Here is a 24,402-nt window from a genome sequence, read left to right on the forward strand (position 1 = left end):
GACCTTGACCCCGGCGTAAAGGCCAGGGCGCGGTGCGCGGCCGGGTGGCGCCCGGCCGCGCACCGGTGACTGACCGTTGTCAGACCCTCGCCGTAGAGTGCCGATATGACCACACCCGACGTGGATGAGTTCGCCGAACCGCTGCCCGCCACCCGCCGTGCCCTGCTGTGGCGCCTTGCCCGCGGCCAGGCCGAGGGCCGTGCCCCGTCCCTGGTCGGGGCCGTGGTGCGGGAGGGTCAGCTGGTGTGGACGGGTTCGCGCAGCTCTGTGGACGGATCCGCACCGGACACCGGCACCCAGTACCGCATCGGCTCCCTGACCAAGACCTTTGTGGCGGTGCTGGTGATGCGGCTGCGCGACGAGGGGCTGCTGGACCTCGGCGATCCGCTGGCCAAGCATCTGGACGTGCCCGAGGCCGAGGGCGCGACCGTGGCCCAGCTCCTCTCCCACACCTCGGGTCTGGCCGCCGAGGCCCGCGGCCCGTGGTGGGAGCGCACGCCCGGGGCGCTGCGGCCCGAGACCGCCGATATCTTCGGCGAGCGCCCGCTGGTCCACCCCCCGGGCCGCCGTCACCACTACTCCAACCCCGGTTTCGCGCTGCTCGGCGCGCTGGTCGAGCGGCTGCGCGGAGCGCCCTGGGGCGAGGTGCTCGCGCGCGAGGTGCTGGAGCCGCTGGGGATGGGGCGTACGTCGCTCGAGCCGCGGGCGCCGCACGCCGGGGGATGGGCCGTGCACCCCTGGGCGGATGTGCTGCTGCCCGAACCGGCCGAGGACACCGGGCGGATGGGCCCGGCCGGGCAGCTCTGGTCGACCGCCGGGGATCTGGCCCGCTTCGCCGCCTTCCTGCTGGACGGGGACGACCGGGTGCTCGGCGCGGAGTCGCTCGCCGAGATGCGGGCGCCCGCCGTCGCCCCCGAGGAGGGGGACTGGGACGGCGGCTACGGCCTGGGGATCCAGCTCGTCCGGCACGGCGGGCGGGTCCTCCACGGCCACACCGGCTCCATGCCCGGCTTCCTGGCCTCGCTGTGGGTGAGCGCCGAGGACCGGCTGGCCGGGATCGCGCTGGCCAACACCACCTCGGGTCCAGCGATCGGCGCCATCGCCGCCGACCTCATACGGATCGTGGCGGAGCGCGAGCCCCGTATCCCCGAGCCGTGGCGGCCGCTGACCGAGGTCGATCCGGCGCTGCTGGCGCTGACCGGCCCCTGGTACTGGGGCCCCCGCGCGCACCACCTGCGGCTGCGCGCGGACCGCGGACTTGAGCTGTCCCCGGCCACCGGAGGAGGCCGGGCCTCCCGCTTCAGGGCCGAGCCGGACGGCACCTGGACGGGGCTCGACGGCTATTACGCGGGGGAGACGCTGCGGGTGGTCGAGGGGGAGGGCGGCGCCCCGGCCCATCTGGACCTGGGCACCTTCGTGTTCACCCGGGAGCCCTACGCCCCGGATGACGTGGTGCCCGGCGGGGTCGACCCGGAGGGCTGGCGCGCGCTCTGAGGGGGGAGGGAGGCGGCGGGACGGGAGCGGGGTGCCGCGTTCCGGCGGGGGCGTTGAGGATCCGGCGGCCGTAGCCTGACCCCGCCGGTGGTACGCATGGCCGAGGGCTGGGTCGGCGGTGCGGCGGGCGGCAGGTTGGTCTCCGGTTCTCCCGTACGTCGGTTCGCGGGTGCGCCGGTGCGTTGGTTCGCGGGTGCGTCGGTATGCCGGTGCGCCGGGACTTCGGTACGCCGATACGCCGGGGCTCATGTGCTCCCGTACCGCCGTACCTCCGTACCCACGTACTCCGTGCCTCCGTACGGGAGCGGCCTGATCCGATCCAACTCACCCTCCCCTCCCCAGGAGCCCCGCCGTGCGCTCGTCCATGCTTCGTCTCAGCGCGTCCCTGCTCGCCCTCAGTACCGTCATGGCCGCATCCGTGGCCGCCTCCGGGACTGCCACGGCCCGGCCCGGAAGCCCGTCAGCAGGCCGCGAGCGGCCGGGGGCCGTCTGGTCGGCCGGGTGGGCCGCTCCCGTCCAGCGCCCCAGTTCCGGCTTCGAGAAGAACTGGGCCGAGAGCGGCTTCGCCGAGCGCACCGCCCAGACCCTGCGTCAGGTCGTCCGGGTCACCGGCGGCGGCACGGCGGCCCGGATCAGGCTGTCGAACCGCTATGGCACCGCGCCGCTGCGGATCGCGGGCGCGACCATCGCCCGTACCGCGCACGGCGCCTCCGTCCACGGCGCGAGCCTGCGCGCGCTGACCTTCAGCCACTGGCGATCGGTGGAGATCCCGGCGGGCGGGGAGACGGTGAGCGACGCGGCCCCGCTGCGGGTGGCGGCCCGTCAGCCGGTCACGATCACGCTGTACTTCGACCGCCCGACCGGCCCCGCCACCTTCCACGCCCAGGCGTACGCCCGCAGCTTCCGCGCGGACGGCGACCACCGCGCCGACCGCGCCGGGGCAGCCTTCACCGAGACCACCAACTCCTGGTACTACCTATCCGATGTCGAGGTCACCGGCGGCCCCCGGCAACCGGGCACGGTGGTGGCCTTCGGCGACTCGATCACCGACGGCTTCGGCTCGACCTACGACGCCGACCACCGCTGGCCGGATCTGCTGGCCGAGCGCCTCGCGGCCGTGGGCACCCCGCGTCCCGTCCTCAACTCCGGGATCGGCGGCAATCTGCTGCTGCACGACTCGGCCTGGTACGGCGACCGGGCCGGCGCCCGCTTCCGGCGCGATGTCCTGGACAAGCCGGGCGTACGGTCGGTGATCCTGCTCGAAGGGCTCAACGACATCGGCTTCAGCGAGGTCGAGCTGCCCACCTACAAGCCCAATCCGCAGGTGTCGGCCGATGAGGTGATCGCCGGTTACCGGGAGCTGATCGCTCTCGCCCACGCCCGCGGGATCAAGGTCATCGGCGGGACGATCCTGCCGTTCAAGGGCGCCGAGTACCACACCCCGCGCTCCGAGGCGAAGCGCGCCGCGATCAACGACTGGATCCGCACCTCGGGCGCCTTCGACGCGGTCGTCGACTTCGCGGAGGTCATGGCCGCGCCGTCCGATCCGCTGCGGCTGAACCCGGCGTACGACTCGGGCGACTTCAAGCACCCGAACGACGCGGGCTACCGGCGGATGGCCGAGGCTGTCGACCTCGCGACGCTGTGAGGGCGCCGACGGGGAAGTGAGACCGGGTCAGTTCAGGCCAGCGGCAGCTTGAAGCCGATGTGGCTGGCCTCGAAGCCGAGCCGCTCGTAGAAGCGGTGGGCGTCGATACGGGTCGCGTCCGAGGTGAGCTGTACCAGCACGCACCCCTCGCGGCGCGACTCCCCGACGGCCCATTCGATCAGCTGGGTGCCGAGCCCGCCGCCGCGCTCCTCGGAGTGGATACGGACGCCTTCGATGATCGAGCGCGTGGCGCCGCGCCGCGACAGCCCGGGGATCACGGTCAGCTGGAGGGTGCCGACGATGCGGCCCTCCCGGACCGCGACGACCAGCCGCTGCTGGGGATCCGAGTCCAGCGTCTCGAAGGCGGCGCGGTACGGGGCCAGGTCGTCCGGGGACTCCCGGCGGGCGCCGAGCGGGTCGTCCGCCAGCATGGCCACGATCGCCGGTATGTCGTCGGTGGTCGCGCGCCGTATCTCGAAGTCGCTCATGCGGTGGAGCCTACGCCGGGGCCCGCGAGCCCCGGACGGCGGCGACGGGCCCACGGCCAGGGCCCACGGCCATGGGCGATCGGACGTCCCGGCATCAGCACGTCCGGCCCATCAGCCCGACCCGGCATCAGTACGTCCGGCGCATCAGCACGTGGTGCCGGTCAGGCCCTCCACAGCGGCGACGAGCGGCGCCAGTTCCGGCCGCCGGGCGGCCTCGGCGAGGGCCTCCCGCAGCGCGGTGTCATGCGTCGGTCGCGCCTCCTCCAGGAGCTTCAGCCCCTCGTCGCTGACGTCGGTGTAGATGCCGCGGCGGTCGCCGGGGCAGATGTAGCGGGCGAGCAGACCTCGGTCCTCCAGCCGGGTGACCAGCCGGGTCGTGGCGCTCTGGCTGAGGACGACGGAGTCGGCGAGCTGCTTCATCTGGAGATGTCCGCCGTCGCCGTCGTGCTGTCCGCTGAGTACGTTGAGCACGGAGAATTCGCGGACGCTCAGATCGTGCCCGGCCTGCAGCGCACGCTCGATGTGGGTCTCTATCCGGCCGTGCAGGGAGGACAGGGCGCACCAGCCCTGGGCCAGGGCCTGTCCCGCGGGCGGGGCGACGGCGCCGTGCGGTTCGTCCGGCATGGAACCCCTCCTAGATGGGTGAGCGGATTCCAGGATAGTCCAGGGATGAAATAGACCGCGTATGCAATTATCGGCGCTTTGTCGCCCGCAGCCGCCGTCCCCGGGCGGTCAGCCCCCAGGGCTTGATCACCGAGATCGCGGTGAGAAAGGTATAGACGCCCAGGCTGACCGACGGGGCCAGGATCAGATCCGTGGTCGCCCCGACCGTCCGCCCCGCCACGACATCGGCCATCGCGGAGTCGATCCGGGCGCGCAGGGCGAACGCCGTGGCGGCGGTAGTGATCATTGTCAGCCAGAACTTCACAAACACCCACCGGTGGCGCGCCAGCCCCCAGGGCGTCCCCAGGGACAGCACGATCCCGCTGACCAGCGACAGCAGGCTGATCGGAATCAGCAGCCAGTCGCCCAGCACATTCATGGACCGGTACGCCGCCCCGGCCTCTTCGGCCGAACCGGCCATGGCCCCGGTGATCCCCAGGGCCAGCACCCCGAGGGTCAGCCCGAGCCATCCGACCGAGACGACGACATGAACGACGAGGAGGCCCCGGCGCACGGGGCGGGTGAGTTGCCGCATGCCCCCACCGTGGCGGCGCGGCGGCCCCCGGGGCGTCTGACGCCGGGAGTATCCGCGCGTACTCCCGGCGGCGCGGGCGGCTCGGCGCGATCCCGCCGGACCGGGGCGGTGCGGGCCGGCGGGTGCATCTACGCTCGGCTGGTATGACCAGACTGCATCTGTTCGATCTGGACGGGACGCTCATCCACGGCTCGGCCGCCGCGATCGAGATCTCCCGGCAGCTCGGCCTGGAGCGGGAGATCGCCGCGCTGGAGCGGGCGTTCGCGGGCGGGGAGCTGACGACGGCCCAGTTCGCGGAGCGGGCCTGTGCGCTGTGGGAGGCGCTGACGGAGGAGCACGTGGCGGCGGCGTTCGAGGGGGCGCCGTGGCTGGCCGGAATCCGTGAGGTGTGGGCGGACATCCGGGCGCGGGGCGAGCGCTGTGCGGTGATTTCGCTCTCGCCGGGCTTCTTCGTGTCGCGGCTGCTGGAGTGGGGCGCGGACGCCACGTACGGCTCGACATGGCCCGACGTGCCGTTCCGGGAGCCGGTGGATCCGGCGGGGATCCTGACCCCGGCCGCGAAGGTCCGGATCGCCGATGAACTCTGTGCGAAGTTCGGCTTGACCAGGGATCACTGCGTGGCCTACGGGGATTCCCTCTCGGACGCCGAACTGTTCACGGTGGTGCCGGTCTCGGTCGCCGTGAACGCCGACCACCATGTGAGCGAAATCGCATCCCATGCCTATACCGGTCGTGATCTCCGAGAGGCTTACGAATTGATGGGTAACCACACGTAACTATCGGTAATTACATGAGTTGGTGGGTGTAACAGATGTGGGGCACTTGGGGCTTGTGAATTCATCCGGGGCCGGTAGGGTCGGGTCCGGTTCCGTGCGGCGTGCTGTAACGGGGTCAGAACGGGCATCCCAGGCCAACCAGCATATCGGGAACGCAGCCCCCGTTTCCCGGACTTCGGGCTATGCGCCCGGGACGGGGAACGAGCATGGCATGCTGCCCGGAAGAGAGTTACGGAGAGGGTCGGCACGACCATTCTCGCTTGAACCAGTGCACCAGGACGGGGAATTGCGGGCACATTCCGGCAGCGGAAGTGCGAAGACCGACAGAAAGATGTTCGAGGCGAGGCAACCATGGACGCTCCGACCACCACATCGTCGGCCGGCAGCGACGGCTCCGGCGGGAACAGTGGCGACTGGGGCTGGTTCACCCCGAGCAGGAAACCGGCCGACGACCCCAGGGCCCCGGACCAGCAGAGCGATGAGCGCGCGCCCAGCCGCCCGGTGAACCCGATACGGCCGGTCGGCACCGAAGCCGACCGCCGTACGCCCGCGGAGCCGGCCCCCGCGCCCGGTCCAGGAGCGGGCGACCGCCGGGCCGACGACCGCCGCCCGGATGACCGCCGCACCGATGACCGCCGCCCGGGCGACCGCCGGGTCCCCGGCCCCGCGGGTCACGGCCCCGCCGCCCCCACCCCCGGCCCCGCGGCCCGCGGGCGCGAGGAGCATCAGCGCCCCGACGAGGTGCCGCCGGCCCCGCAGGACTTCCGGCCCGGCCCCGACTCGCCGTTCGCCGTCCCCGAGACCGCCTCGCCCGACGCGATCCTGCTGCGCCGCACCATGGCCGAGGTCGAGCCCATCAGCGACAAGGTCACCTCGTACTTCTACGCGCTGCTCTTCGTCCAGCACCCCGAGCTGCGGCCGCTCTTCCCCGCCGCGATGGACGCCCAGCGCGACCGGCTGTTCAAGGCGATCCTCACCGCCGCCCGGCTCATCGACGACCTCGACATCCTCACCGAGTTCCTCTCCCGGCTCGGCCGCGGCCACCGCAAGTACGGCACCCAGCCCGAGCACTACCCCGCCGTCGGCGAATGCCTGATCGGCGCGCTCACCCGCTACGCCGTCACCACCTGGAGCGACGAGGCCGAGGCCGCCTGGGTGCGCGCCTACACCGCGATCTCCCAGATCATGATCGACTCGGCCGCCGAGGACGAGCTGATCGCCCCCGCGTGGTGGCAGGCCGAGGTGGTCGGGCATGAGCTGCGCACCCACGACATCGCCGTGATCACCGTCCGCCCGGACCAGCCGTACCCCTTTCTGGCGGGCCAGTACACCTCACTGGAAACGCCCTGGTGGCCGCGGGTCTGGCGGCACTATTCATTTGCCGCGGCGCCGCGCTCCGACGGGCTGCTCTCCTTCCACGTGAAGGCCGTCCCGGCCGGATGGGTGTCCTCCGCGCTGGTGCACCGGGCCCGCCCCGGCGATGTGATCCGCCTCGGGCCCCCCGCCGGTTCCATGACGGTCGACCACGCCAGCGACAACGGGCTGCTCTGCCTCGGCGGCGGCACCGGTATCGCGCCGATCAAGGCGCTGGTCGAGGACGTCGCCGACCACGGCCGAAACCGTCCGGTCGAGGTCTTCTACGGCGCCCGCAACGATCACGATCTGTACGACATCGACACCATGCTGCGGCTGGCCCAGAAGTATCCGTGGCTCGCGGTCCGTCCCGTCGTCTCCGACGGCCCGACCAACGGCCTCAGCGGTCGGCTGCCCGACGCCGTGCGGCAGTACGGCCCGTGGAACGCGTTCGACGCCTATCTCTCCGGGCCGCCCGGGATGATCCGCAGCGGCGTCGACGCCCTGATGGGCATCGGCATTCCGTCGCACCGCATCCGGCACGACTCCATCGAGGAGCTCGCCGCGGCCGCGGAATAGGGCGCGGGCACGGACGGCATACGGCGAAACACCAACACTAGGCAGGCATTCCGGCGATTCCGGACGGCGAATCAGGACGGGGACGAGAACCGTGGACAGTGCGGAGCACCTGGACGACCGCGCGTGGCGTCCCGGGAGCGACGGCGAACACCATATGCAGCGGCGACTGGGCACCGTCGACCGCGCCGACCGCTTCTACGACGACCAGGTGCTGGATCACCTGAATGTCCGGATGCGGGAGTTCATCGGGCGCCAGGAAATGTTCTTCCTGGCCACCTCCGACCGGCACGGGGAGTGCGACAGCACCTTCCGGGCCGGTCCGCCCGGCTTTCTGAGAGTGCTCGACACGCGCACGCTGGCCTATCCCGAATACCGGGGGAACGGCGTCCTGGCCAGCCTCGGCAATATCCAGGAGAACCCCCACCTGGGCATTCTCATGGTCGACTTCTTCCGGGACCGGATCGGGCTGCATGTGAACGGCCGGGCCCGGGTGGTGGAGGACGCCGAGATGCGAGAGGCGCACTCCGGGCTGCCGGTGGACCCGGTGCCGGGGCGGCGCGCGGTGGTGTGGGTGGAGGTGACCATCGAGGAGGCGTACATCCACTGCGCCAAGCACATCCCGCACCTCCAGAAGGTCCCGGCGCAGCGGCGCACCGGCGGCGGCGACGCCGCCCGGCGCCGGGGGCTCTCCGGTGACCAGGCCCTGGAGCACGACCGGGAGCGGGACTGGGGGACGGACGACGTCAAACGGAAGGGCGGCGACTTCTTCGGCGCCGCGGCCGAGGCCCGCGAGGGCCGCAGGGTCCCGCCTGCGCCGCCCGCTCCGCCTGCGCCGCCTGCGGCTCCTGCTCAGCCTGCTCCGTCTGCCGCTGCCGTTCCTGCTCCGCCTGCGCCGCCCGCCCCGCCTGCGGCTCCTGCCCAGCCCGTGCCGCCCGCCCCTCCCGCACGGCCCGTGTCGCCTGCTCCGCCCGTCTCACGGCCCTCGTGGGCGGTGGACCTGCCGGGCCAGGCCGCCCGGCCTGTTCCGGCCGCTCAGGCCGAGCTGGGAGCCTCGGTCCCTCAGGCCCCGGCCGCTCCGGCAGTCCCGGCCGTCCCGGACCCTCAGCCCCTGACGGACTCGGACACGCAGGTCCTGGCCATCCCTCCGGCGCCGCCCACGTCACCGGTCTCGTGGCCGGTGGGCCTGCCGGCCCAGACCGCCCCGACGGTCCCGGTGGCCCCGACGGTCCCGACAGCCCCGGCTGCTCAGGACGCCCTGGGCCCTCAGGTTCCGGCCGCCGGACCGGCGGCACAGCACGGACCGGCGGCACAGCCCCAGCCGATCGCGCGGCCCCAGCCGTTCGCGCGGCCCCAGCCGTTCGCGCGGCCCCAGCCGTTCGCGCGGCCCGAACCGGCCGCGCAGTCCGGAGCGGGCGACCCCGCTCAGCGGTCCGCTGAGCCCTCCGCGGTGCGTGATCTCAGCCCCGCCATCCGGCGGCCGGTCCGTCCCGACGCGGGGCCCGAGGACTGGCGGGAGGAGGCCGAGCGGGTGCTGGCCGAGGCGCGTCAGCGGGCGGCCCGGAAGACCCAGCAGCCGTTCAGCGGCTGGTTCCGTTAGGCCTGTCCCGACAGAGCCCGGCCCTGCTGGTCCTGTTCGCGAAGACCCGCCCGGCAGCTTCGCTTCGCTCAGCCGAGGTCGTCCGCGAGCAGGGCCAGCACGCCCTCGATGTTGGCGTCGAGATAGGCCCGCAGCGAGGGCGGCACCACCTCGACCGAGGCGATCCCCTCGCGGGTGAACGGGACGCTCACCACGTCGTACTCACCGCACGGCTCGTCCACCTCCGGGCCGTGCCGCCGGGTGAGGTCCATCGAGGCGAGTCTGCAGACGAAGAAGTGCTGCACCTTCACACCGGCCGCGCCCACACCCCCAGCACCCCCAGCGCCCTCCGCGCCGCTAGCGCCCTCCGCGCTCTCATCGGGATGCGGGACGGTGTCGACGAAGGCGGGCACCACGTCCGTCACCTTCGCGCCCAGCTCCTCGTCCACCTCGCGGTACAGGGCCTCGACGACGCTCGCGTCCTCGGGCTCCATTCCGCCGCCCGGAGTGATCCAGTACGGCGGCTGGCCGGGCTTGGTCCGCTTGATCAGGATCATGCGGGGCGCGGTGTCGCCCTCGAGGAGAATGGCACGGGCGGTGCGCTTGACCACGGGTCGTTCGGTCATGCAGGACATCTGCCGCACCCTTGGTCCCGCGAAACCACTTACTCACCAATCGACAGCCGCGCGCAACAGCCACTCGTGCGCCCGCGCGATATGCGGCAGCGCGAGCGCCCCCGTGCGCACCACCAGGAAATAGGTGCGCAGCGGCGGCACCGGCGGGTTGAGCAGGGCCACCACCTCCCCGGCGTCCAGCGCGTCCATGCACAGATAGCGCGGCAGGACGCCGAGCCCGGCGCCCCGCGCGACACAGGCGAGCACCGCGCGCAGATCGGGCGCGATGATCGTGCCAGCGGTGACCGGCCGGGTGTCGAAGACGGCCGACCAGTAGCGGCTGACCAGCGGCAGGCTCTCATGCACCTCGACGACGGGCAGCGCCTCCAGCGCCCGTACGCCCTTGACCTGGAGCACCGCTGGGCCGCCGAGCCTGGCGGCCCAGCGCGGCGCCGCGACCAGCACATGCTCCTCGTCGCACAGCGGCGTGGCGGCCAGCAGCCGCCCCCGTGGCCGGGCGGTGGTGATGGCCAGGTCGTGATGGCCGGCGCCCAGCCCCTCGAACAGTTCCTCGGCGCTGCCGAAGGCGCAGCGCACCGCCAGCCCCTGGGCGACCAGGGTGGTCAGCGCGGGCAGGACGCGCAGCGCGGTGAACTCCGGAGGGCCCGCGAGATGCAGGGTGCGCAGCGCCGAGCGGTCGTCCAGCCCCGTCTCGGCGATCTCCACGAGGGCGTCGAGGTGCGGCGCGGCCTTGTGGGCGAGTTCGTCCCCGACGGTGGTGGGGACGACGCCGCGCGCCGTACGGAGGAACAGAGGGCGGCCGAGCTGCCGCTCCAGGGTGCGTATCTGGCCGGTGACGGCGGGCTGGGAGAGCCCGAGCAGCCCGGCGGCGCGGGTGAAGGACCCGGCGCGGTGAACCGCGACAAAGGTGCGTAAGAGGGCCAGATCCATGCGGTTCCCCTCGCCTCGTCGCGCCCCGCACGCATGCCAACTATAAATATGCCGATAGGTCCATGTCGCTACTGTGATTGGACACTGACGCTGAGTCAACTAGCCTTGTTCGAGCGGTTCTCCACGAGGAGAACCGGGGCGTCTCAAGCCACGAGGGGGGAGGCTTGAGACGCCCGCACAGGCATACCCGCCCGCTTTCAGCCATCCGCCCCGGTGCTCGCCGTGCCCGATGCCGGGGCCGTGCCCGATGCCGGGGCCGTGCCCGATACCGCGTCCGTGCCGGATGCCGTATCGAGCGCCCGCAGCACATCGGCGATCAGATCGTCCGAGTCCTCCGCGCCCACCGAGAAGCGGATGAAACCCTCGGGCACCGCGTCGCCGCCCCACCGTCCGCGCCGTTCCGCCGTGGAGCGCACCCCGCCGAAGCTGGTGGCGTCGTCCACCAGCCGCAACGCCGTCAGAAAGCGCTCCGCGTGCTCCTTGTCCGGCAGCGTGAAGGAGACCACACAGCCGAAGCGCCCGCCGCGCATCTGCCGGGCCGCCACCCGGTGGGAGGGATCGGTCGGCAGTCCGGGGTGGCGCAGCCCGGTGATCTCGGGGCGGTCGCGCAGCGTCTCGGCGAGGGCCAGGGCGGTCGCCGCCTGGCGGTCGACGCGCAGTTGGAGGGTGGCCAGGGAGCGGTGGGCGAGCCATGCCTCCATGGGGCCGGGGATCGCGCCCACCGTCTTGCGCCAGGCCCGCACCTGAGCGGCGAGCTGTGGATCGCGGCAGGTCACATAGCCGAGCAGCACATCGCCATGGCCGGTGAGCGCCTTGGTGCCGCTCGCCACGGCGAAGTCCGCGCCGAGTTCCAGCGGGCGCTGGCCGAGCGGGGTGGCGAGGGTGTTGTCGACGGCTGCCAGCGCGCCCCGGGCGTGCGCCGCCTCGGCGAGCCGGCGGATGTCGCAGACGTCCAGTCCGGGATTGGACGGGGTTTCCAGCCACAGCAGCTTCGTCCGGTCGCCCAGCGCCTCCAGGGCGGCCAGCTGGGCGTCCTCGCCGGTCGGGGCGGTGCGCACGGTGACCCCGTAGCCCGCCAGCCGCTCGATCAGCGCCGGGAGCAGCTGATAGCCGTCGGACGGCAGGACGGCCGCGTCGCCCTGGCGCAGTTGCGAGAGCAGTACGGCCGAGATCGCGCCCATACCGGAGGAGAAGACGACCGTCTCGGCGTCGGTGCCCGGCGACTCCAGCTCGCTGATCGCCCGCTCCAGCAGGGACCAGGTGGGGTTGGCGTCCCGGCCGTAGGTGTAGGGGCCGACGGCGTCGCCGGGGAGGTGGTAGTGGGCGGCGAAGACCGGGCCCGGCAGCGTCGGCTCGTACGCCTCGGCCTCGGGCAGTCCGGCCCGTACGGTGCGGGTGCCGTCGCCGGTCATGCGGACTCCTTCCCCGCGCCCGGGCCATCGGCGGCCGACGCGTGCTCGACGGTGGCGCTCTCCGCGCCCTTCTCCGCGCCGTTCTCCGCGCCCTTCTCCGGTGCGTCGACGGCCCCGGCGACCGCGTCCAGCAGCCCGCCGCTCGCGGCCTCGACCATCTCCAGGCACTCCTCGAAGTCGTCCAGCCCGCCGAAGTACGGGTCCGGCACATCGAGGCCGCCCAGCGCGTCGTGGTCCGCGTCCGGGTCGTAGCTCCGCAGCAGCCGCACCTTCGCGGCGTCGTGCGGGGTGGGCGCGAGCGCGCGCAGCTCATGCAGATGGCCGCTGTCCAGGGCGATCACCAGATCGAGGCGGTCGAACCACTCGACCCGGAACTGGCGCGCGATGTGATCCTGCTCATAGCCGTGGGCGGTCAGTACGTCGATGGCGCGGCGGTCGGCCCCGTCGCCCTCGTGCCAGGGCCCGGTGCCCGCGCTGTCCACCTCGACGAGGCCGTCAAGACCGGCCTCCACGGCATGGGCGCGGAAGACGGATTCGGCCATCGGCGAGCGGCATATGTTGCCGGTGCAGACAAAGCAGACACGGTAGGGCGACGGGTCTCTCATGCCTTCCATCATCTCCGGCCGTGATCAGTCCTTGTCATCGGGCAGCACGACATGCAGGGCCCACGCGACTATGGAGACGATCAGGCCACCGAGCACCGCCGTGCCGAAGCCGTCGACGTCGAAGCTCAGGTCCAGCTTTCCGGCCAGCCAGGAGGTCAACAACAGCATCAGGGCGTTGATCACCAGCGTGATCAGCCCGAGGGTCAGGATGAACAGCGGGAAGGCCAGCAGCTTGACGATCGGCTTGACCACCACGTTCACCACGCCGAAGACCAGCGCCACGAGAATGAGGGTGAGCGCTTGGCGGCCGGTGTTGTCACCGGTCAGCGTGATGTCCTTGAGCAGCCAGATGGCGACGCCGAGGGCGCCGGCGTTCGCGATCGTCTTGACGAGAAAATTCTTCATGGTTGAGATCGTCGCAGACAGGCCCCGGCGCAGGCAGGGGCACCGTAGGCATGGGTCAGGCAGGGGTGGAGAGGCGAATGAAGGCGTTCCGGCTGGATGAGCTGGAGGCGGAGCGGGCCGCGAACGACGGCGCGTATCTGCAGTTCCTGCGGGAGCGGAACATGTCCGTGGGGCTGTACGCGCTGAACGCGGGCCAGGCCGACCCGCAGTCGCCGCACGGCCAGGACGAGGTGTACGTCGTGATGAGCGGCCGGGCGTCGGTCACGGTGGGGATGGAGACGACACAGGTGGCGCGGGGCAGTGTGGTGTACGTCCCGGCGGGGGCGGCGCACAAGTTCCACCACATCACCGAGGATCTGCGGGTGCTGGTGGTGTTCTCGCCCCCGGAGAGCTGAGGCCGGCTGAGGCCGTCCCACCGGTCCCGTAGGGGTCCGGTCAGGGGAGGACGGGGGGCGCGGACCGCCCGCGCGCCTCCGTCCCGTCCTAGCATCGACGGCAGGGAAGACCGGCCGTCGGCGTCCGGACCCACGGCTCGGAGAGAAAGCAGGGAGTCACGTGACCACGAAGGGGATATTCCAGGGCTTGCCGTGGTGGGTGACCTGGATCGCGATACCGGTCCTCGTCCTCGCCGTGTTCGGCGGCCTGATCATGAGCGTGATCGGGTTCGTGGTGAGCCTCGTCTTCAAGGCGCTGCTGCTGGTGGTGCTGATCGCCGGGCTGATCTACGTCGTACGGAAGTTCACTTCCTGACCCGCCGCGCGGCGCCCGCCGCGTCACCCAGGGCCTGACGCGTCCCCGCAGGCCATGAGGGATCCTTCCGCGCGCGGATACGCCGCGCGGGGGATACCGCCGGGGCGGGAGCACCGCCCGGCGCCACCCCTGCCGTTACAGTGCGAGTCCTCGGCGTTCTTCCTTCGGCGTCTGCCTCGCAACAACACCCCGGGGGTGCCTGTTGACGACAGCGATCTTCGATACGGCCGGTGCGCCGGCCCCGATCTCCCGCCCACCGGGCCCGCGCCGTCCGCGCCGCCCGGCCCCGCGGGTCTCCTCACGGCAACACTGGCCATTTTCGTTCCCTCACACGAGGCAAACCGACTCCGCACCGCAATCGAGTCGCTACGCTCCAGAGTCGGCGAAGCGCAAACAACCCGGGGCGGCGAACGATGCGTGAGATGCGTGACACAGTTCAGGCGGAAGTGACGATGACCTTCCTGGTCTCGCAGGATCTCTCCTTCCGGATCCCGGTCGAGCTGTCCTACGACAGCGGCGACCCCTATGCCGTCGAGATCACCTTCCATTTGCCCGGTGACGCGCCGGTGAGCTGGGCCTTCGCGCGGGAGCTGCTGCTGGACGGGTTGAGCAAACCCACCGGCGAGGGGGATGTGCGCATCGCCCCCGCCTCCCCCGAGGGGCTTTCGGACGTCTTCATCAGACTCCAAGTGGGTTGTGAACGGGCCCTGTTCCGGGCCGGGGCCGCTCCACTGGTGGCCTTCCTCGACCGGACGGACCGAGTGGTGCCTTTCGGCCAGGAGCCGGCGGCCTGTGACCCGGTCGGCGACCTCGACGCCGAACTCCACCGCATCCTGGCCGAGGACCGGTACGCGGGCTGAGAGCCGGACGCGCGGCGGGCCGAGGGCCGGTGCCGTGCCGTGGCCGAGCTGACGGGCAGCCCGCCCATCGCCTCAGCGCCCCTTCGCCCGGCGGCGCCGCCCGCGTCCGCCCCGGCCGGTCCGGGCCGCCTGGGGCGCCTGGGCTGCCTGGGTCGCCTGGGCGCTGCCCGCGTCGGCCATCCGCTCCGCGCCGCCGTTCGCCGCCGGGGCGCGGTCCGCGGAGACCACGAGCACGGCCAGCGCGGTGGTCACCGGCACCGAGGCGACGAGTCCGATGCTGCCCACCAGCGTCCGTACGATCTCCTGCGCGACGATCTCGCTCGTGGCGACCGTGCCCACCCCGCTGTCCGCGATGGAGAACAGCAGCAGCAGCGGAAGCGAAGCGCCCGCGTACGCCAGCACGAGGGTGTTCACGACGGAGGCGATGTGGTCCCGCCCGATCCGCATCGCCGCCCCGTAGAGCTTGCGCCGGGACGTGGTCGGGTCCGCGTCCCTCAGCTCCCACACCGCCGAGGTCTGGGTGACCGTCACATCGTCCAGCACGCCCAGCGAGCCGATGATCACGCCCGCGAGCAGCAGCCCCTGTATCTCGATGTTCGGATAGAGGCCGTGCACCAGTCCGGTCTGGTCGTCCGTGTTGCCGGTCAGGCTCGCCCAGCCGATGAACAGCGAGCCCAGCACCCCGATCAGCAGCAGTGACACCAGTGTGCCGAGCACGGCGACCGATGTACGCGCCGTCAGCCCATGGCACATGTACAGCGCGAGAAGCATGATCGCGCTGCCCCCGACGACCGCGACCACCAGCGGATTGGAACCCTGGAGTATCGCCGGGAGGATGAACAGCGTCAGCACCCCGAAGCTGATCGCCAGCGCCACCAGCGCGAACACCCCGCGCAGCCGCCCCACCACCACGACCGCGAGCGCGAACAGCCCCGCCAGCAGCGCCATCGGCATCGACCGGTCGACATCGGACACGGAGTACTGCAGTTCCTTGGGCGCCTTGGGGGCGTACGCCAGCTTCAGCTCCTGCCCGGCGCTGAAGTGACGCGAGGCGTTGGGCTGGACGATTTCGGGGAACGTGCGGCCCTTGTCCTTGCCCGAGGTGACCTCGATCGTGGCCTTCTCGCAGACGCTCTTCTTCCCGCCCTGCCCAGGGCTCCCACCCTGACCCGCGCCGCCGCTCTGCCCGGCGGCGCCGTCCTGGCCGGGCTCGGTGGGCGCCTGCGGCTGGGCGTTCACATCGGCGCAGTTCACCTCCTCGACCTTCACCACCCGTCCGGCCACGGTCGTCTGGTCGAAGCCGAGGCCGCTGCGGCCGTGCGCCTTGTGGTCGGGTGTGCCGCCCGGCCAGAGCACGATCAGACCGGCCACGACGGCGACGGTGAAGGGGATGAGCACCGCCGCGATGATCTTGCGGAGGCGCGCGGAGACAGGGGTGGCGGGGCCATGGCCGTGGGAGTGGCCATGGGAATGTCCGTGGCCGTGGCCAGGAGCCTGATCGGAGGGGTGGGGCTGCTCGGGCGGGTGGTCCTGCTGGATGGCGGTCACGGTCGCATCATCGCAAGAGACGTGGGCCCTCTGTTCAGCGCTGTGGATAAACCGTTAGCGTGGTGCCGAACCTTTGCAATCGCGGGAGCTCGGAGCACCGGGCTGAGAGGGCGCTGACGCTGACAGCTGCGCCGACCGCTGAACCTGTTACCGGGTAATGCCGGCGTAGGGAGTGGGTCTCATGACTCAGCAGGACGCACCATCGCGCGCCGAGACGGCCGAATTCGGCTGGCATAAGGGATATGTCGCGGGTTCGCGCCCGGACCTCCAGGTCCCGGTCCGCCGCGTGCACCTCACCAACGGCCAGGACGTGACGCTGTACGACACCTCCGGCCCGTACACCGACCCCACCATCGAGACGGATGTCCGCCGCGGCCTGGCGCCGCTGCGGCAGAACTGGATCATCGCCCGCGGCGACACCGAGGAGTACGCGGGCCGTCCCGTCCGCCCCGAGGACGACGGGCTCAAGCACACCTCGCCACGCGGCGGACTGCGCAACCTCGACGCGGTCTTCCCCGGCCGTCCGCGCCAGCCGCGGCGCGGCCGCCCGGGCGCCCCCGTGACCCAACTCGCCTATGCGCGGCGGGGCGAGATCACGGCCGAGATGGAGTACGTGGCGATCCGCGAGAACGTCTCCCCCGAGGTGGTCCGGGAGGAGATCGCGGCGGGCCGCGCCGTCCTCCCGGCCAATGTGAACCACCCGGAGATCGAGCCGATGATCATCGGCAAGCGATTCCTGGTGAAGGTCAACGCCAACATCGGCAACTCCGCCGTCACCTCCTCCATCGAGGAGGAAGTCGAGAAGATGACCTGGGCGACCCGCTGGGGCGCCGACACGGTCATGGACCTCTCGACCGGCCGCAACATCCACACCACCCGCGAATGGGTACTGCGCAACTCCCCGGTCCCCATCGGCACCGTGCCGCTCTATCAGGCGCTGGAGAAGGTCGACGGCAAGGCCGAGGAGCTGACCTGGGAGATCTACAAGGACACGGTCATCGAACAGGCCGAGCAGGGTGTCGACTACATGACCGTCCACGCCGGCGTCCGGCTGCCGTACGTCCCCCTGACCGCCCGCCGCAAGACCGGCATCGTCTCCCGCGGCGGCTCCATCATGGCGGCGTGGTGCCTCGCCCACCACCAGGAGTCCTTCCTCTACACCCACTTCGAGGAACTGTGCGAGATCCTCGCGGCGTACGACGTCACCTACTCGCTGGGCGACGGACTGCGCCCGGGATCGATCGCCGACGCCAACGACGACGCCCAGTTCGCGGAGTTGCGCACCCTCGGCGAGCTCAACCGCATCGCCAAGGAGCACGGCGTCCAGACCATGATCGAGGGCCCGGGCCATGTCCCGATGCACAAGATCAAGGAGAACGTCGACCTCCAGCAGGAGGTCTGCGAGGAGGCCCCCTTCTACACTCTGGGCCCCCTCACCACCGACATCGCCCCCGCCTACGACCACATCACCTCGGGCATCGGCGCCGCGATGATCGCCTGGTGGGGCACGGCGATGCTCTGCTACGTCACCCCCAAGGAGCACCTGGGCCTGCCGGACCGCGATGACGTCAAGACCGGCGTCATCACCTACAAGATCGCCGCCCACGCGGCCGACCTGGCCAAGGGCCACCCGGACGCCCAGGCATGGGACGACGCGCTCTCCGACGCGCGCTTCGAATTCCGCTGGGAGGACCAGTTCAACCTGGCCCTCGACCCGGACACGGCCCGCTCCTTCCACGACCAGACCTTGCCGGCGGAGCCGGCCAAGACGGCGCACTTCTGCTCGATGTGCGGGCCGAAGTTCTGCTCGATGAAAATCAGCAGAAGCATCACAGAGCAGTTCGGCGGCGACGCCGACGCGACGCCCGAGGAGATCGAGGCGGGCATGCTCCAGAAGTCCAAGGAGTTCGCGGAGGCGGGCAACCGCGTGTATCTGCCGATCGCGGACTGAGACGCGAACGCGTGGGCCGAGATCGCGGGTGGATCCCGGCAAAGTAACGCCTGCGGGTTGAACCAGGCGATACGCTGCGGGGCGGGTCCGAAGCCGCAACTTCGTTTTGCGACTTCGGACCCTTTCCCGTGCGACTAAGCGGGCGGAAGCTCAGCCACGTAGACCGGGTTGCCGTTGTCCGTCAGCCCGTTCTGACGGATGCAGCGGTGCTTCTGGAGAAAGCGCAGACAGTCGTGCACCCGCTGCCGGGTGAGCCCCGTCTTGGCCGCGAGCGTCTCCAGTGAGTGGCCGACCCGGCCGGCTTCCGCCAGCGTGGGAAGGATGTAGACGGCCACCGCCCACACATCCTCGGTGATGCTCAGCCGGGCCTTCCACTGTGCGAACAGGTCCTCCGTCCTGAGCCTCAGCTCCCGCGTGTCCGCCTCGGGCTCCGCGTCCGGTCGGCAGCCCAGAGCGTCGAGGATCTGTGACCATGCCTGCTCGGACCGGTGCAGGGAATCCAGTACCTCCGTATGGAAGCGCTCGGTCCGCATCTCCAGTCGGACGATCGCGTCCACGAGCTCGCTCGGTGGAGTGGGGCGGGAGGCCTCGGAGACCTCCAGCTCGTATGAGCCCTCGCGCTGGACGGTGGCGATCACCCTTGAGACCCACTGTTTGAAGGGCAGGCACGCTGGTTTGGTGCAGCCGTTCACCAGGAGGATAAGTCCTTCGAGATCGACGAGCTGCAAGTCTCGGCGCCATTCCCTACCTGCGGGAATGCTGAGACTGTGACTGGAAGTCACAGTCTCAAGAGACTCTCGCCGATCTTCCGGCACATGGTCGAGCAGAGCCTTTCGCGTCGTGGTGTAGCCGAGCTCTCGGCACACATCGGCAGCGGGGAACCAGTGCTCCCCGTTGGGCAGGGTCAACCTCCGGACCCGGGCCCCCGTGGCCGCGTAGACGAAGTCGTTGACGTCCATGGCGTCGTGCCGGGCGGATGGGCCCGGCGGTGTGTTGTGTTTGCGCATTCGCGCATCACCTCCACCAACGGACGCTAAACGTCACCGCCCATCAATTCCCCCGAATGGGCGGAAGTTCGCTCGATTGGTTGGTAATCGATCAATCTGATGACGAATCGCCCACCAGTGCGAGTGAGTCTTACTCTCCGGCGTTCATGCGGTGAGTGCGGCGACGACCCGATTGGTCATGTCCTCCTGTGTGGTCAGTGGCGTCGGGGTGTACGACAGGACGAAGCGGAGGCCCAGGTCGCGGGTGGTGAACATGCGGGTGCGGTAGCCGGCGGTCTCGCCGGTCTTGCCCCAGAACGTCACGCCGTTCACGGTGGCCGTCTGGAGGCCCAGGCTGTAGCGGGCGGGGCTGCCGTCCAGCATGCGTACGGAGTCCGGGGGCAGGGTGAAGAGCTTGTCCAGGGCGTGCGGCGGCAGCAACGCGCCGGAGAACAGGGCCTGCTGGAAGCGGAACAGGTCGTCGACGGTCGAGACCAGTTCGCCTTCACCCCAGGCGGAGGACTGGTTGTACACGGTGACATCGCGCAGCGAGCCGTCGGTCATCCGCAGATAGCCGTGCACATGCGGGCCGTGGAGACGGGGGTCCTGGCCCGGCAGCAGGGTTCGGGTCAGGCCCAGCGGGTGCAGGACGCGGGTCTGGATCTCCTGGCCGTAGGGGCGGGCGGTCAGCTTCTCGATGAGCAGGGCGAGCAGCACATAGTTGATGCCCCGGTACTCCTGTTTGGTGCCCGGGGCGAACTTGAGCGGATCGTGCGTCACCGTCTCGACCCACTCCCGCGGCGTCCACCGGTCCCATCGGTGCCGCAGGACCGCTTCCGGGGTGCTGTCGTCCGGAATTCCCCGGTGGTCGGGGAGTCCACTGGTGTGGTTGAGCAACTGGGCCACGGTGATGCGGCGGGCGAAGGCGGAAGGAAGCAGGTCCGGGAGGTAGCGCCCGATGGTGGCGTCGAGCTCCACCCGGCGCTCGGTGCACAGCTGAAGGACCACGGTGGCCACGAACGCCTTGGTGACGCTGCCGGCGCGGAACCGGTCGTCCGGGTACACGGCCCGTCCGCTCGCGATGTCCGCCGTCCCCGCCGTGCCGTACCAGCGGTCTCCCCGGCGGTCGACGCGCAGTTGGGCCGAGGTGGCGGGCGGGTGGCCGAGATCGCTGATCGCGGCCTGGAGGGCGGCGTCGTCGGACGCGGTGGCCGATGCGGTGGTCCTCGTCGCCGCGCGGACGCCGGTGCTCCCGGCCACGGCCAGCAGCGTCCCGGCCGCGCAACCGCCCATGAGGGTACGTCGGGTCAAGGAAGTCATGGTCAGCCATGCTGCCGGGGCCGCAGCGCCCGGCCATCCGGGATGACCCGCACGCACACCCGGACCGTACCCGGAGCCGTACCCGCGCCCGCGCCCGTACCGGACCCCGAGCCCAGATCACAACTCCAGACAGGCCCTAGTCCGGCTGGTGCTCCGGTCCGCCGTAGTCGGGGCTGGTGTAGTCCGGGCTGCTGTAGCGGGGACGGGCCTTGGGACCTTCGCCGTCGGTGCTGAAGCCGGGGCGGCTGTAGCCGAGGTGCGGGGTGCGGCTGACCGCCTCGGGGTTGATCGGGACGTACGCGGACGGGGACGGGGCCGAAGGGTTGGCCAGGGCCTCGCGGAGGAACGGCAGGATGCCGCGCTCCAGCAGGGCATCGCGCCAGACCTCTCGGGCGCGGTCCACCTCCTCCAGCCGCTCGCTGCGCGCCTCGCCGCGGATAGCGCTGGAGCCGTTGCGCAGCGCGGTCAGGAGCAGTCCGACGGCGGCGATCAGGATGGCCGCGGCGGTCAGCGCGGCGAAGAACCAGCCCGCGGTGACCATCGGCTGGGCGATGGACGGGGCCGGGTCGAGGACGTTGAGGACGTAGCCGACGATGAGGAAGATGATCGCGGCGGTGCCGGCGAGCACCGGGGCCAGCACCGCGAGCATGGCCACGAGCCCCGCCCCCGCGGCGTCCTGCATCGCGCCGGCGAGTCCCACCGTGCCGTCCGGCTGCTCGCGCTCGCCCACGTCCCCGGCGAGCGGGAAGAGCGGGGCGGGCTCGCGCAGTCTGGCGCGAGTCTCGCGGTAGGTCTGGTACTCGTCGGCCGCGCATGCCGCTATCGCGGTCGATGCCCCGAGCGCCATCGTGCGCAGCTGCTCGGCAGTGAGCCGCTGCCCGATACCGCTGAGGTCCGGGCGACGGTCCGCGGTGCGCAGTGCCTCGTCGAGAACCCGCTCGAACTCCGGGCGGTCCTCGGTCAGCAGGTGCGGAGCGCTTTTCATGGTGCATCCCCCGATGCTCCGTAGGGCCGTGACGACCGGCTTTCGCCGGGCAGTCGGGCGGAAACGGAGGAGAGCCTGCGACGGATAAGCCGATGGTAGAGCCGATCCGGCGCGGGGTGACAGCAAGTTTCCCGAATTGCTCCCGCGCCGGTGAAACCCTCTATCTGCCCCGAGCGGCGTCCGCTGAATCCTCAGTTCGCCAGGGGAAGTTGAACGACCAGCAGTTTTCCGGCCATGGTGATGCCGCCGTCCATGGCCACCGCGAGATTGTCCGCGTAGACATGCGGGCCCTCGACCGCGGGCGCGCCGCCGTCCTCGCCGTCCTCGGAGCCCACCTCGCCGAGCAGATACGGGATCGGGCTGTGGCCGTGGACGATGCGCTCTCCGCCGTAGGTGTCGAGCAATTCGCGGGCCGCCGTGGGTCCGGCGTCCTCGTCGCGGAAGGCGAACCGCTTGGTGAATTTGCGGAACAGGTCCCAGCACTCGTCGGCGTCGCTGCGCTGCAGCGTCTCGGTGACGGTGTCGTTGACGGCCTCGATCGAGTCGCCGTACTCCAGATAGGCGGTGGTGTCGGAGTGGACGAGCAGATGGCCGTCCTCCTCCGCCATCGCGTCCAGCCGGGACATCCACTGGAGGTGGTGGTCCTCGAGCCGCTCCATATCGGTGCGCTGGCCGCCGTTGAGCAGCCAGGCCGCCTGGAAGGAGGCCGTCCCGGCACCGGAGTTGACCGGCGTGTCACCGAATCGCTTGGCGCCGATCAGCAGCAGCTCGTGATTGCCCATCAGCGCCTTGCAGTAGCCGCCCGCGGCGGCGGCCTCGGCGGAGAGCTGCATGACCAGGTCGATGACGCCGATGCCGTCCGGGCCGCGGTCGGTGAAGTCGCCGAGGAACCACAACCGGGCGTTCCCCGCGGACCAGTTGCCCTTGGCGTCGATCAGGCCTTCGGCGGCGAGCGCCTCGCGCAGCTCCTCGTGGTAGCCGTGGACGTCGCCGACGACGTACAGCGGTCCGGGGCCCTCGTCCTGGGCCAGCGGGCCGTCCTCGGGCTCGGGTACCGGGGCGAGCGCCACGGTGGGGCGGTCCTGCGGCGGGACGAGTGGGGTGTCCGGGATGGTGTGCCCCGGCCCCAGGATCGGGAGCCGCTCGGTCGGGGTGTACTCGGCGGGCAGGGGCAGGGGCGCGTCCGGCGCGGGCGCCCCGGGAGCCGGTGCGCCGGTAGCAGGCCCCCCGGGCGCCGGTGCGCCCGGAGCGGGTGCGCCGGGCGCGGGCTCCTCGGGCGCGGGCGTGGGCTGCGGCACGGGCGCGGCGGTGCCCGGCGCGGCGGGCGCGGACCCGGGCGGCACGGCTCCGGGCGCGACCATGCCGGGCGGGGTGTACGCCCCGTACGCGAGCACAGGAGGGATCGCAGCCGTGGTCCCTGCCGTGGCTTCCAGACCGGCCCCCTGAGTCATCGACCCCTCCACCATCACGCCGCCGTGCCACCTTGTGGACCTTGCCTGGTCGACGGCGGTCCGCGGTGTCGTCCGCCCATCATAGGAATGACCGTGAGGGCTTGTGACGCACCAGGGTGCCGTCAATCGCTGCTCGCTCCTGCTTCGTCGGACTTTTATCCCGGATTGGCCCAGTAGGGGAAGCCCATTGGCCCCAGGTCCTCCTCGGGTAATCCTTGAGTCACCCTCAGGTCAGCCTCCAGCGCGGCTGCGCGGGGCGCTGACCGTCGTACGCGGCGGACGGCGCTGTGAGGACGTCCGCACCATCAATTCGGTGGGTATGACCTGCTCAACGGGCTGGTCGGTGTCAAGGCCCTCGATGGCGTCGATGAGCAACTGGACGACCGCCGTGCCGATCCGGCGGGGTTTGAGTGAGAGGGTCGTGATGGGCGGCTCGGTGGTGCGGTAGACGGTCGATTCGCTGCAGCACACCAGCAGCAGATCTTCGGGGACCCGCAGTCCGTAGCGGCGGGCGGCGGCGAGCAGATCGGTGCCGTTGGGGTCGAAGAGGCCGTAGACCGCGTCGGGGCGGTCCGGGCGCGCGAGCAGCCGGTCGGCCGCGACGGCACCGGCACAAGGGTCGTGGGCCGGGTACGCCTCATAGACCGGATCCTGTCCCACCCGTTCGCACCACCGCAGGTACGCCGTGGTGGACAGCCGGGTGTAGGTGTCGGTGGAGGTCCCGGTGAGCAGTCCGATCCGGCGGGCGCCGGCCTCGGCGAAATGGTCGAGCAGTCCCAGCACCGCCGCCTCGTGGTCGTTGTCGACCCAGGCGGTGACGGGGAGGGCGCCGGCGGGGCGGCCGTCGCTGACGACGGGGATGCCCTGGCGTAAGAGCTCGGTGACGACCGGATCGTGGTCGGAGGGGTCGATCACCACGGTGCCGTCGAGGGCGACGTTGGACCACACGTCGTGGCGGGAGGTGGCGGGGAGGATGACGAGGGCGTAGCCGCGGGCCAGCGCGGCGGAGGTGGCGGCCCGCGCCATCTCGGCGAAGTAGGCGAACTCGGTGAAGGTGAAAGGTTCATCCCCGTACGTGGTCACGGTCAGGCCGATGAGGCCGGACTTGCCGGTACGGAGCGTGCGGGCCGCTGCGGACGGGCGATAGCCCAGCCGCTCGGCGACCTCGCGGACATGGCGGCGGGTGGCCTCCGGGAGCCGGCCCTTGCCGTTGAGCGCGTCGGAGACGGTCGTGATGGAGACCCCGGCGGCGGCGGCCACGTCCCGGATGCCCGCCCGCCCTAACCGGCGGCCGGCCGACCGGCTCACCTGGTGCTTCCCTGCTGCTGTCATGGCCAGCCGATAGTAGGGCGCGGGTGGGAGGGTTGCGCGATTCCGCCATCGGTATTCGGAAGGCACGTTTCTGCATGAGCGCCTTCCCCAATTCCCTTGGAAGTGAAGCCAGTTGGGGGT

The 24,402-nt window shown here is 71.4% G+C and carries 22 protein-coding genes and 2 pseudogenes; 9 read left to right on the forward strand and 15 right to left on the reverse strand.

Translation table 11 applies throughout. The annotated features are described in order from the left end of the window. Positions 1–105 precede the first annotated feature (105 nt). Positions 106–1,494 carry a serine hydrolase domain-containing protein gene (locus LIV37_RS25645; RefSeq protein WP_020870001.1) on the forward strand — a complete coding sequence of 463 codons (1,389 nt, stop codon included), beginning with the start codon at positions 106–108 and terminating at the stop codon, positions 1,492–1,494. 406 nt (positions 1,495–1,900) lie between these two features. Further along, positions 1,901–3,142, forward strand: a complete 1,242-nt coding sequence (locus LIV37_RS25650; RefSeq protein ID WP_202979601.1) for an SGNH/GDSL hydrolase family protein — start codon at positions 1,901–1,903, stop codon at positions 3,140–3,142. A 32-nt stretch (positions 3,143–3,174) separates the two neighbouring features. On the opposite strand, the gene LIV37_RS25655 is transcribed toward LIV37_RS25650, so the two are convergent. From LIV37_RS25655 to LIV37_RS25665, 3 genes are all read right to left on the reverse strand, one after another. Further along, the gene (locus LIV37_RS25655; RefSeq protein WP_020870003.1) at positions 3,175–3,630 is read right to left on the reverse strand and encodes a GNAT family N-acetyltransferase; all 456 of its coding nucleotides are present in this window, start codon (positions 3,628–3,630) and stop codon (positions 3,175–3,177) included. Positions 3,631–3,774: 144 nt separating this feature from the next. Further along, positions 3,775–4,254: a MarR family winged helix-turn-helix transcriptional regulator gene (locus tag LIV37_RS25660; protein WP_020870004.1), complete on the reverse strand. Its 480-nt coding sequence runs from the start codon at positions 4,252–4,254 to the stop codon at positions 3,775–3,777. Between the two features lie 67 nt (positions 4,255–4,321). Continuing rightward, a complete protein-coding gene (locus LIV37_RS25665) occupies positions 4,322–4,828 on the reverse strand; it encodes a hypothetical protein (RefSeq protein ID WP_020870005.1) in 507 nt (168 codons plus the stop codon). A gap of 143 nt (positions 4,829–4,971) precedes the next feature. Here LIV37_RS25665 and LIV37_RS25670 point away from each other — a divergent pair, with 143 nt between their 5' ends. The 3 genes and pseudogenes from LIV37_RS25670 to LIV37_RS25680 all read left to right on the forward strand — a co-directional run. Continuing rightward, on the forward strand, positions 4,972–5,604 hold the full coding sequence (locus LIV37_RS25670) for an HAD family hydrolase (RefSeq protein ID WP_020870006.1): 633 nt from the start codon (positions 4,972–4,974) through the stop codon (positions 5,602–5,604). Between the two features lie 351 nt (positions 5,605–5,955). Further along, the gene (locus tag LIV37_RS25675; RefSeq protein WP_121824517.1) at positions 5,956–7,536 is read left to right on the forward strand and encodes a globin domain-containing protein; all 1,581 of its coding nucleotides are present in this window, start codon (positions 5,956–5,958) and stop codon (positions 7,534–7,536) included. A gap of 154 nt (positions 7,537–7,690) precedes the next feature. Further along, positions 7,691–8,329 (forward strand): annotated as a pseudogene (locus LIV37_RS25680) (pyridoxamine 5'-phosphate oxidase family protein); the annotation flags it as partial. Positions 8,330–9,201: 872 nt separating this feature from the next. Here the strand turns inward: LIV37_RS25680 and LIV37_RS25685 are convergent. The 5 genes from LIV37_RS25685 to LIV37_RS25705 all read right to left on the reverse strand — a co-directional run bounded on the left by LIV37_RS25685 (position 9,202) and on the right by LIV37_RS25705 (position 13,099). Then, positions 9,202–9,738 carry an NUDIX domain-containing protein gene (locus LIV37_RS25685; protein WP_121825276.1) on the reverse strand — a complete coding sequence of 179 codons (537 nt, stop codon included), beginning with the start codon at positions 9,736–9,738 and terminating at the stop codon, positions 9,202–9,204. A 42-nt stretch (positions 9,739–9,780) separates the two neighbouring features. Continuing rightward, positions 9,781–10,677: a LysR family transcriptional regulator gene (locus LIV37_RS25690; protein ID WP_020870009.1), complete on the reverse strand. Its 897-nt coding sequence runs from the start codon at positions 10,675–10,677 to the stop codon at positions 9,781–9,783. Positions 10,678–10,874: 197 nt separating this feature from the next. Beyond that, positions 10,875–12,089, reverse strand: coding sequence for a cystathionine gamma-lyase (locus LIV37_RS25695; protein WP_020870010.1), 1,215 nt, complete (start codon positions 12,087–12,089; stop codon positions 10,875–10,877). Further along, positions 12,086–12,694 carry a low molecular weight protein-tyrosine-phosphatase gene (locus LIV37_RS25700; protein WP_121825275.1) on the reverse strand — a complete coding sequence of 203 codons (609 nt, stop codon included), beginning with the start codon at positions 12,692–12,694 and terminating at the stop codon, positions 12,086–12,088. The genes LIV37_RS25695 and LIV37_RS25700 overlap by 4 nt, the downstream gene beginning before the upstream one ends. 24 nt (positions 12,695–12,718) lie before the next feature. Then, complete coding sequence (locus LIV37_RS25705; RefSeq protein ID WP_020870012.1) at positions 12,719–13,099, reverse strand: phage holin family protein; 381 nt, start codon at positions 13,097–13,099, stop codon at positions 12,719–12,721. A 77-nt stretch (positions 13,100–13,176) separates the two neighbouring features. On the opposite strand from LIV37_RS25705, the gene LIV37_RS25710 reads away from it, so the two are divergent. The 3 genes from LIV37_RS25710 (at position 13,177) to LIV37_RS25720 (ending at position 14,709) form a co-directional block, all read left to right on the forward strand. Beyond that, the gene (locus LIV37_RS25710) at positions 13,177–13,494 is read left to right on the forward strand and encodes a cupin domain-containing protein (RefSeq protein ID WP_020870013.1); all 318 of its coding nucleotides are present in this window, start codon (positions 13,177–13,179) and stop codon (positions 13,492–13,494) included. Positions 13,495–13,654: 160 nt separating this feature from the next. Next, positions 13,655–13,849: a DUF5326 family protein gene (locus LIV37_RS25715; RefSeq protein WP_020870014.1), complete on the forward strand. Its 195-nt coding sequence runs from the start codon at positions 13,655–13,657 to the stop codon at positions 13,847–13,849. Positions 13,850–14,271: 422 nt separating this feature from the next. Next, the gene (locus LIV37_RS25720) at positions 14,272–14,709 is read left to right on the forward strand and encodes an SsgA family sporulation/cell division regulator (protein WP_044572700.1); all 438 of its coding nucleotides are present in this window, start codon (positions 14,272–14,274) and stop codon (positions 14,707–14,709) included. Positions 14,710–14,781: 72 nt separating this feature from the next. Here LIV37_RS25720 and LIV37_RS25725 read toward each other — a convergent pair whose 3' ends face one another. Then, the gene (locus LIV37_RS25725; protein ID WP_121824516.1) at positions 14,782–16,257 is read right to left on the reverse strand and encodes a YibE/F family protein; all 1,476 of its coding nucleotides are present in this window, start codon (positions 16,255–16,257) and stop codon (positions 14,782–14,784) included. Positions 16,258–16,438: 181 nt separating this feature from the next. Between LIV37_RS25725 and thiC the strand changes: the two genes are divergently transcribed. Continuing rightward, complete coding sequence (gene thiC, locus LIV37_RS25730) at positions 16,439–18,208, forward strand: phosphomethylpyrimidine synthase ThiC (protein ID WP_020870017.1); 1,770 nt, start codon at positions 16,439–16,441, stop codon at positions 18,206–18,208. Between the two features lie 134 nt (positions 18,209–18,342). On the opposite strand, the gene LIV37_RS52140 is transcribed toward thiC, so the two are convergent. The 6 genes and pseudogenes from LIV37_RS52140 to LIV37_RS25755 form a co-directional block, all read right to left on the reverse strand. Then, a complete protein-coding gene (locus tag LIV37_RS52140) occupies positions 18,343–18,846 on the reverse strand; it encodes a DNA-binding protein (protein WP_309471215.1) in 504 nt (167 codons plus the stop codon). A gap of 63 nt (positions 18,847–18,909) precedes the next feature. Beyond that, positions 18,910–19,215, reverse strand: a pseudogene (locus LIV37_RS52145) (BRO-N domain-containing protein); the annotation flags it as partial. A 144-nt stretch (positions 19,216–19,359) separates the two neighbouring features. Then, a complete protein-coding gene (locus tag LIV37_RS25740; RefSeq protein ID WP_167525798.1) occupies positions 19,360–20,514 on the reverse strand; it encodes a serine hydrolase domain-containing protein in 1,155 nt (384 codons plus the stop codon). A 136-nt stretch (positions 20,515–20,650) separates the two neighbouring features. Then, positions 20,651–21,499, reverse strand: coding sequence for a hypothetical protein (locus LIV37_RS25745; RefSeq protein ID WP_020870020.1), 849 nt, complete (start codon positions 21,497–21,499; stop codon positions 20,651–20,653). 191 nt (positions 21,500–21,690) lie between these two features. Further along, the gene (locus tag LIV37_RS25750) at positions 21,691–22,950 is read right to left on the reverse strand and encodes a metallophosphoesterase (RefSeq protein WP_121825274.1); all 1,260 of its coding nucleotides are present in this window, start codon (positions 22,948–22,950) and stop codon (positions 21,691–21,693) included. Between the two features lie 231 nt (positions 22,951–23,181). Beyond that, complete coding sequence (locus LIV37_RS25755; protein WP_121824514.1) at positions 23,182–24,282, reverse strand: LacI family DNA-binding transcriptional regulator; 1,101 nt, start codon at positions 24,280–24,282, stop codon at positions 23,182–23,184. Positions 24,283–24,402 lie beyond the last annotated feature (120 nt).

The sequence above is a fragment of the Streptomyces rapamycinicus NRRL 5491 genome (assembly GCF_024298965.1).
Lineage (GTDB): Bacteria > Actinomycetota > Actinomycetes > Streptomycetales > Streptomycetaceae > Streptomyces > Streptomyces rapamycinicus.

Coding starts and splice junctions, on each gene's coding strand:
- LIV37_RS25670 (WP_020870006.1), top strand. CDS start 4,972: ATGACCAGACTGCATCTGTTCGATCTGGACGGGACGCTCATCCACGGC.
- LIV37_RS25755 (WP_121824514.1), bottom strand. CDS start 24,282: ATGACAGCAGCAGGGAAGCACCAGGTGAGCCGGTCGGCCGGCCGCCGG.
- LIV37_RS25700 (WP_121825275.1), bottom strand. CDS start 12,694: ATGAGAGACCCGTCGCCCTACCGTGTCTGCTTTGTCTGCACCGGCAAC.
- LIV37_RS25655 (WP_020870003.1), bottom strand. CDS start 3,630: ATGAGCGACTTCGAGATACGGCGCGCGACCACCGACGACATACCGGCG.
- LIV37_RS25705 (WP_020870012.1), bottom strand. CDS start 13,099: ATGAAGAATTTTCTCGTCAAGACGATCGCGAACGCCGGCGCCCTCGGC.
- LIV37_RS25650 (WP_202979601.1), top strand. CDS start 1,901: ATGGCCGCATCCGTGGCCGCCTCCGGGACTGCCACGGCCCGGCCCGGA.
- LIV37_RS25665 (WP_020870005.1), bottom strand. CDS start 4,828: ATGCGGCAACTCACCCGCCCCGTGCGCCGGGGCCTCCTCGTCGTTCAT.
- LIV37_RS25660 (WP_020870004.1), bottom strand. CDS start 4,254: ATGCCGGACGAACCGCACGGCGCCGTCGCCCCGCCCGCGGGACAGGCC.
- thiC (WP_020870017.1), top strand. CDS start 16,439: ATGACTCAGCAGGACGCACCATCGCGCGCCGAGACGGCCGAATTCGGC.
- LIV37_RS25740 (WP_167525798.1), bottom strand. CDS start 20,514: ATGACTTCCTTGACCCGACGTACCCTCATGGGCGGTTGCGCGGCCGGG.
- LIV37_RS25695 (WP_020870010.1), bottom strand. CDS start 12,089: ATGACCGGCGACGGCACCCGCACCGTACGGGCCGGACTGCCCGAGGCC.
- LIV37_RS25750 (WP_121825274.1), bottom strand. CDS start 22,950: ATGACTCAGGGGGCCGGTCTGGAAGCCACGGCAGGGACCACGGCTGCG.
- LIV37_RS25720 (WP_044572700.1), top strand. CDS start 14,272: ATGCGTGACACAGTTCAGGCGGAAGTGACGATGACCTTCCTGGTCTCG.
- LIV37_RS25675 (WP_121824517.1), top strand. CDS start 5,956: ATGGACGCTCCGACCACCACATCGTCGGCCGGCAGCGACGGCTCCGGC.
- LIV37_RS25690 (WP_020870009.1), bottom strand. CDS start 10,677: ATGGATCTGGCCCTCTTACGCACCTTTGTCGCGGTTCACCGCGCCGGG.
- LIV37_RS25645 (WP_020870001.1), top strand. CDS start 106: ATGACCACACCCGACGTGGATGAGTTCGCCGAACCGCTGCCCGCCACC.
- LIV37_RS25710 (WP_020870013.1), top strand. CDS start 13,177: ATGAAGGCGTTCCGGCTGGATGAGCTGGAGGCGGAGCGGGCCGCGAAC.
- LIV37_RS25745 (WP_020870020.1), bottom strand. CDS start 21,499: ATGAAAAGCGCTCCGCACCTGCTGACCGAGGACCGCCCGGAGTTCGAG.
- LIV37_RS25685 (WP_121825276.1), bottom strand. CDS start 9,738: ATGACCGAACGACCCGTGGTCAAGCGCACCGCCCGTGCCATTCTCCTC.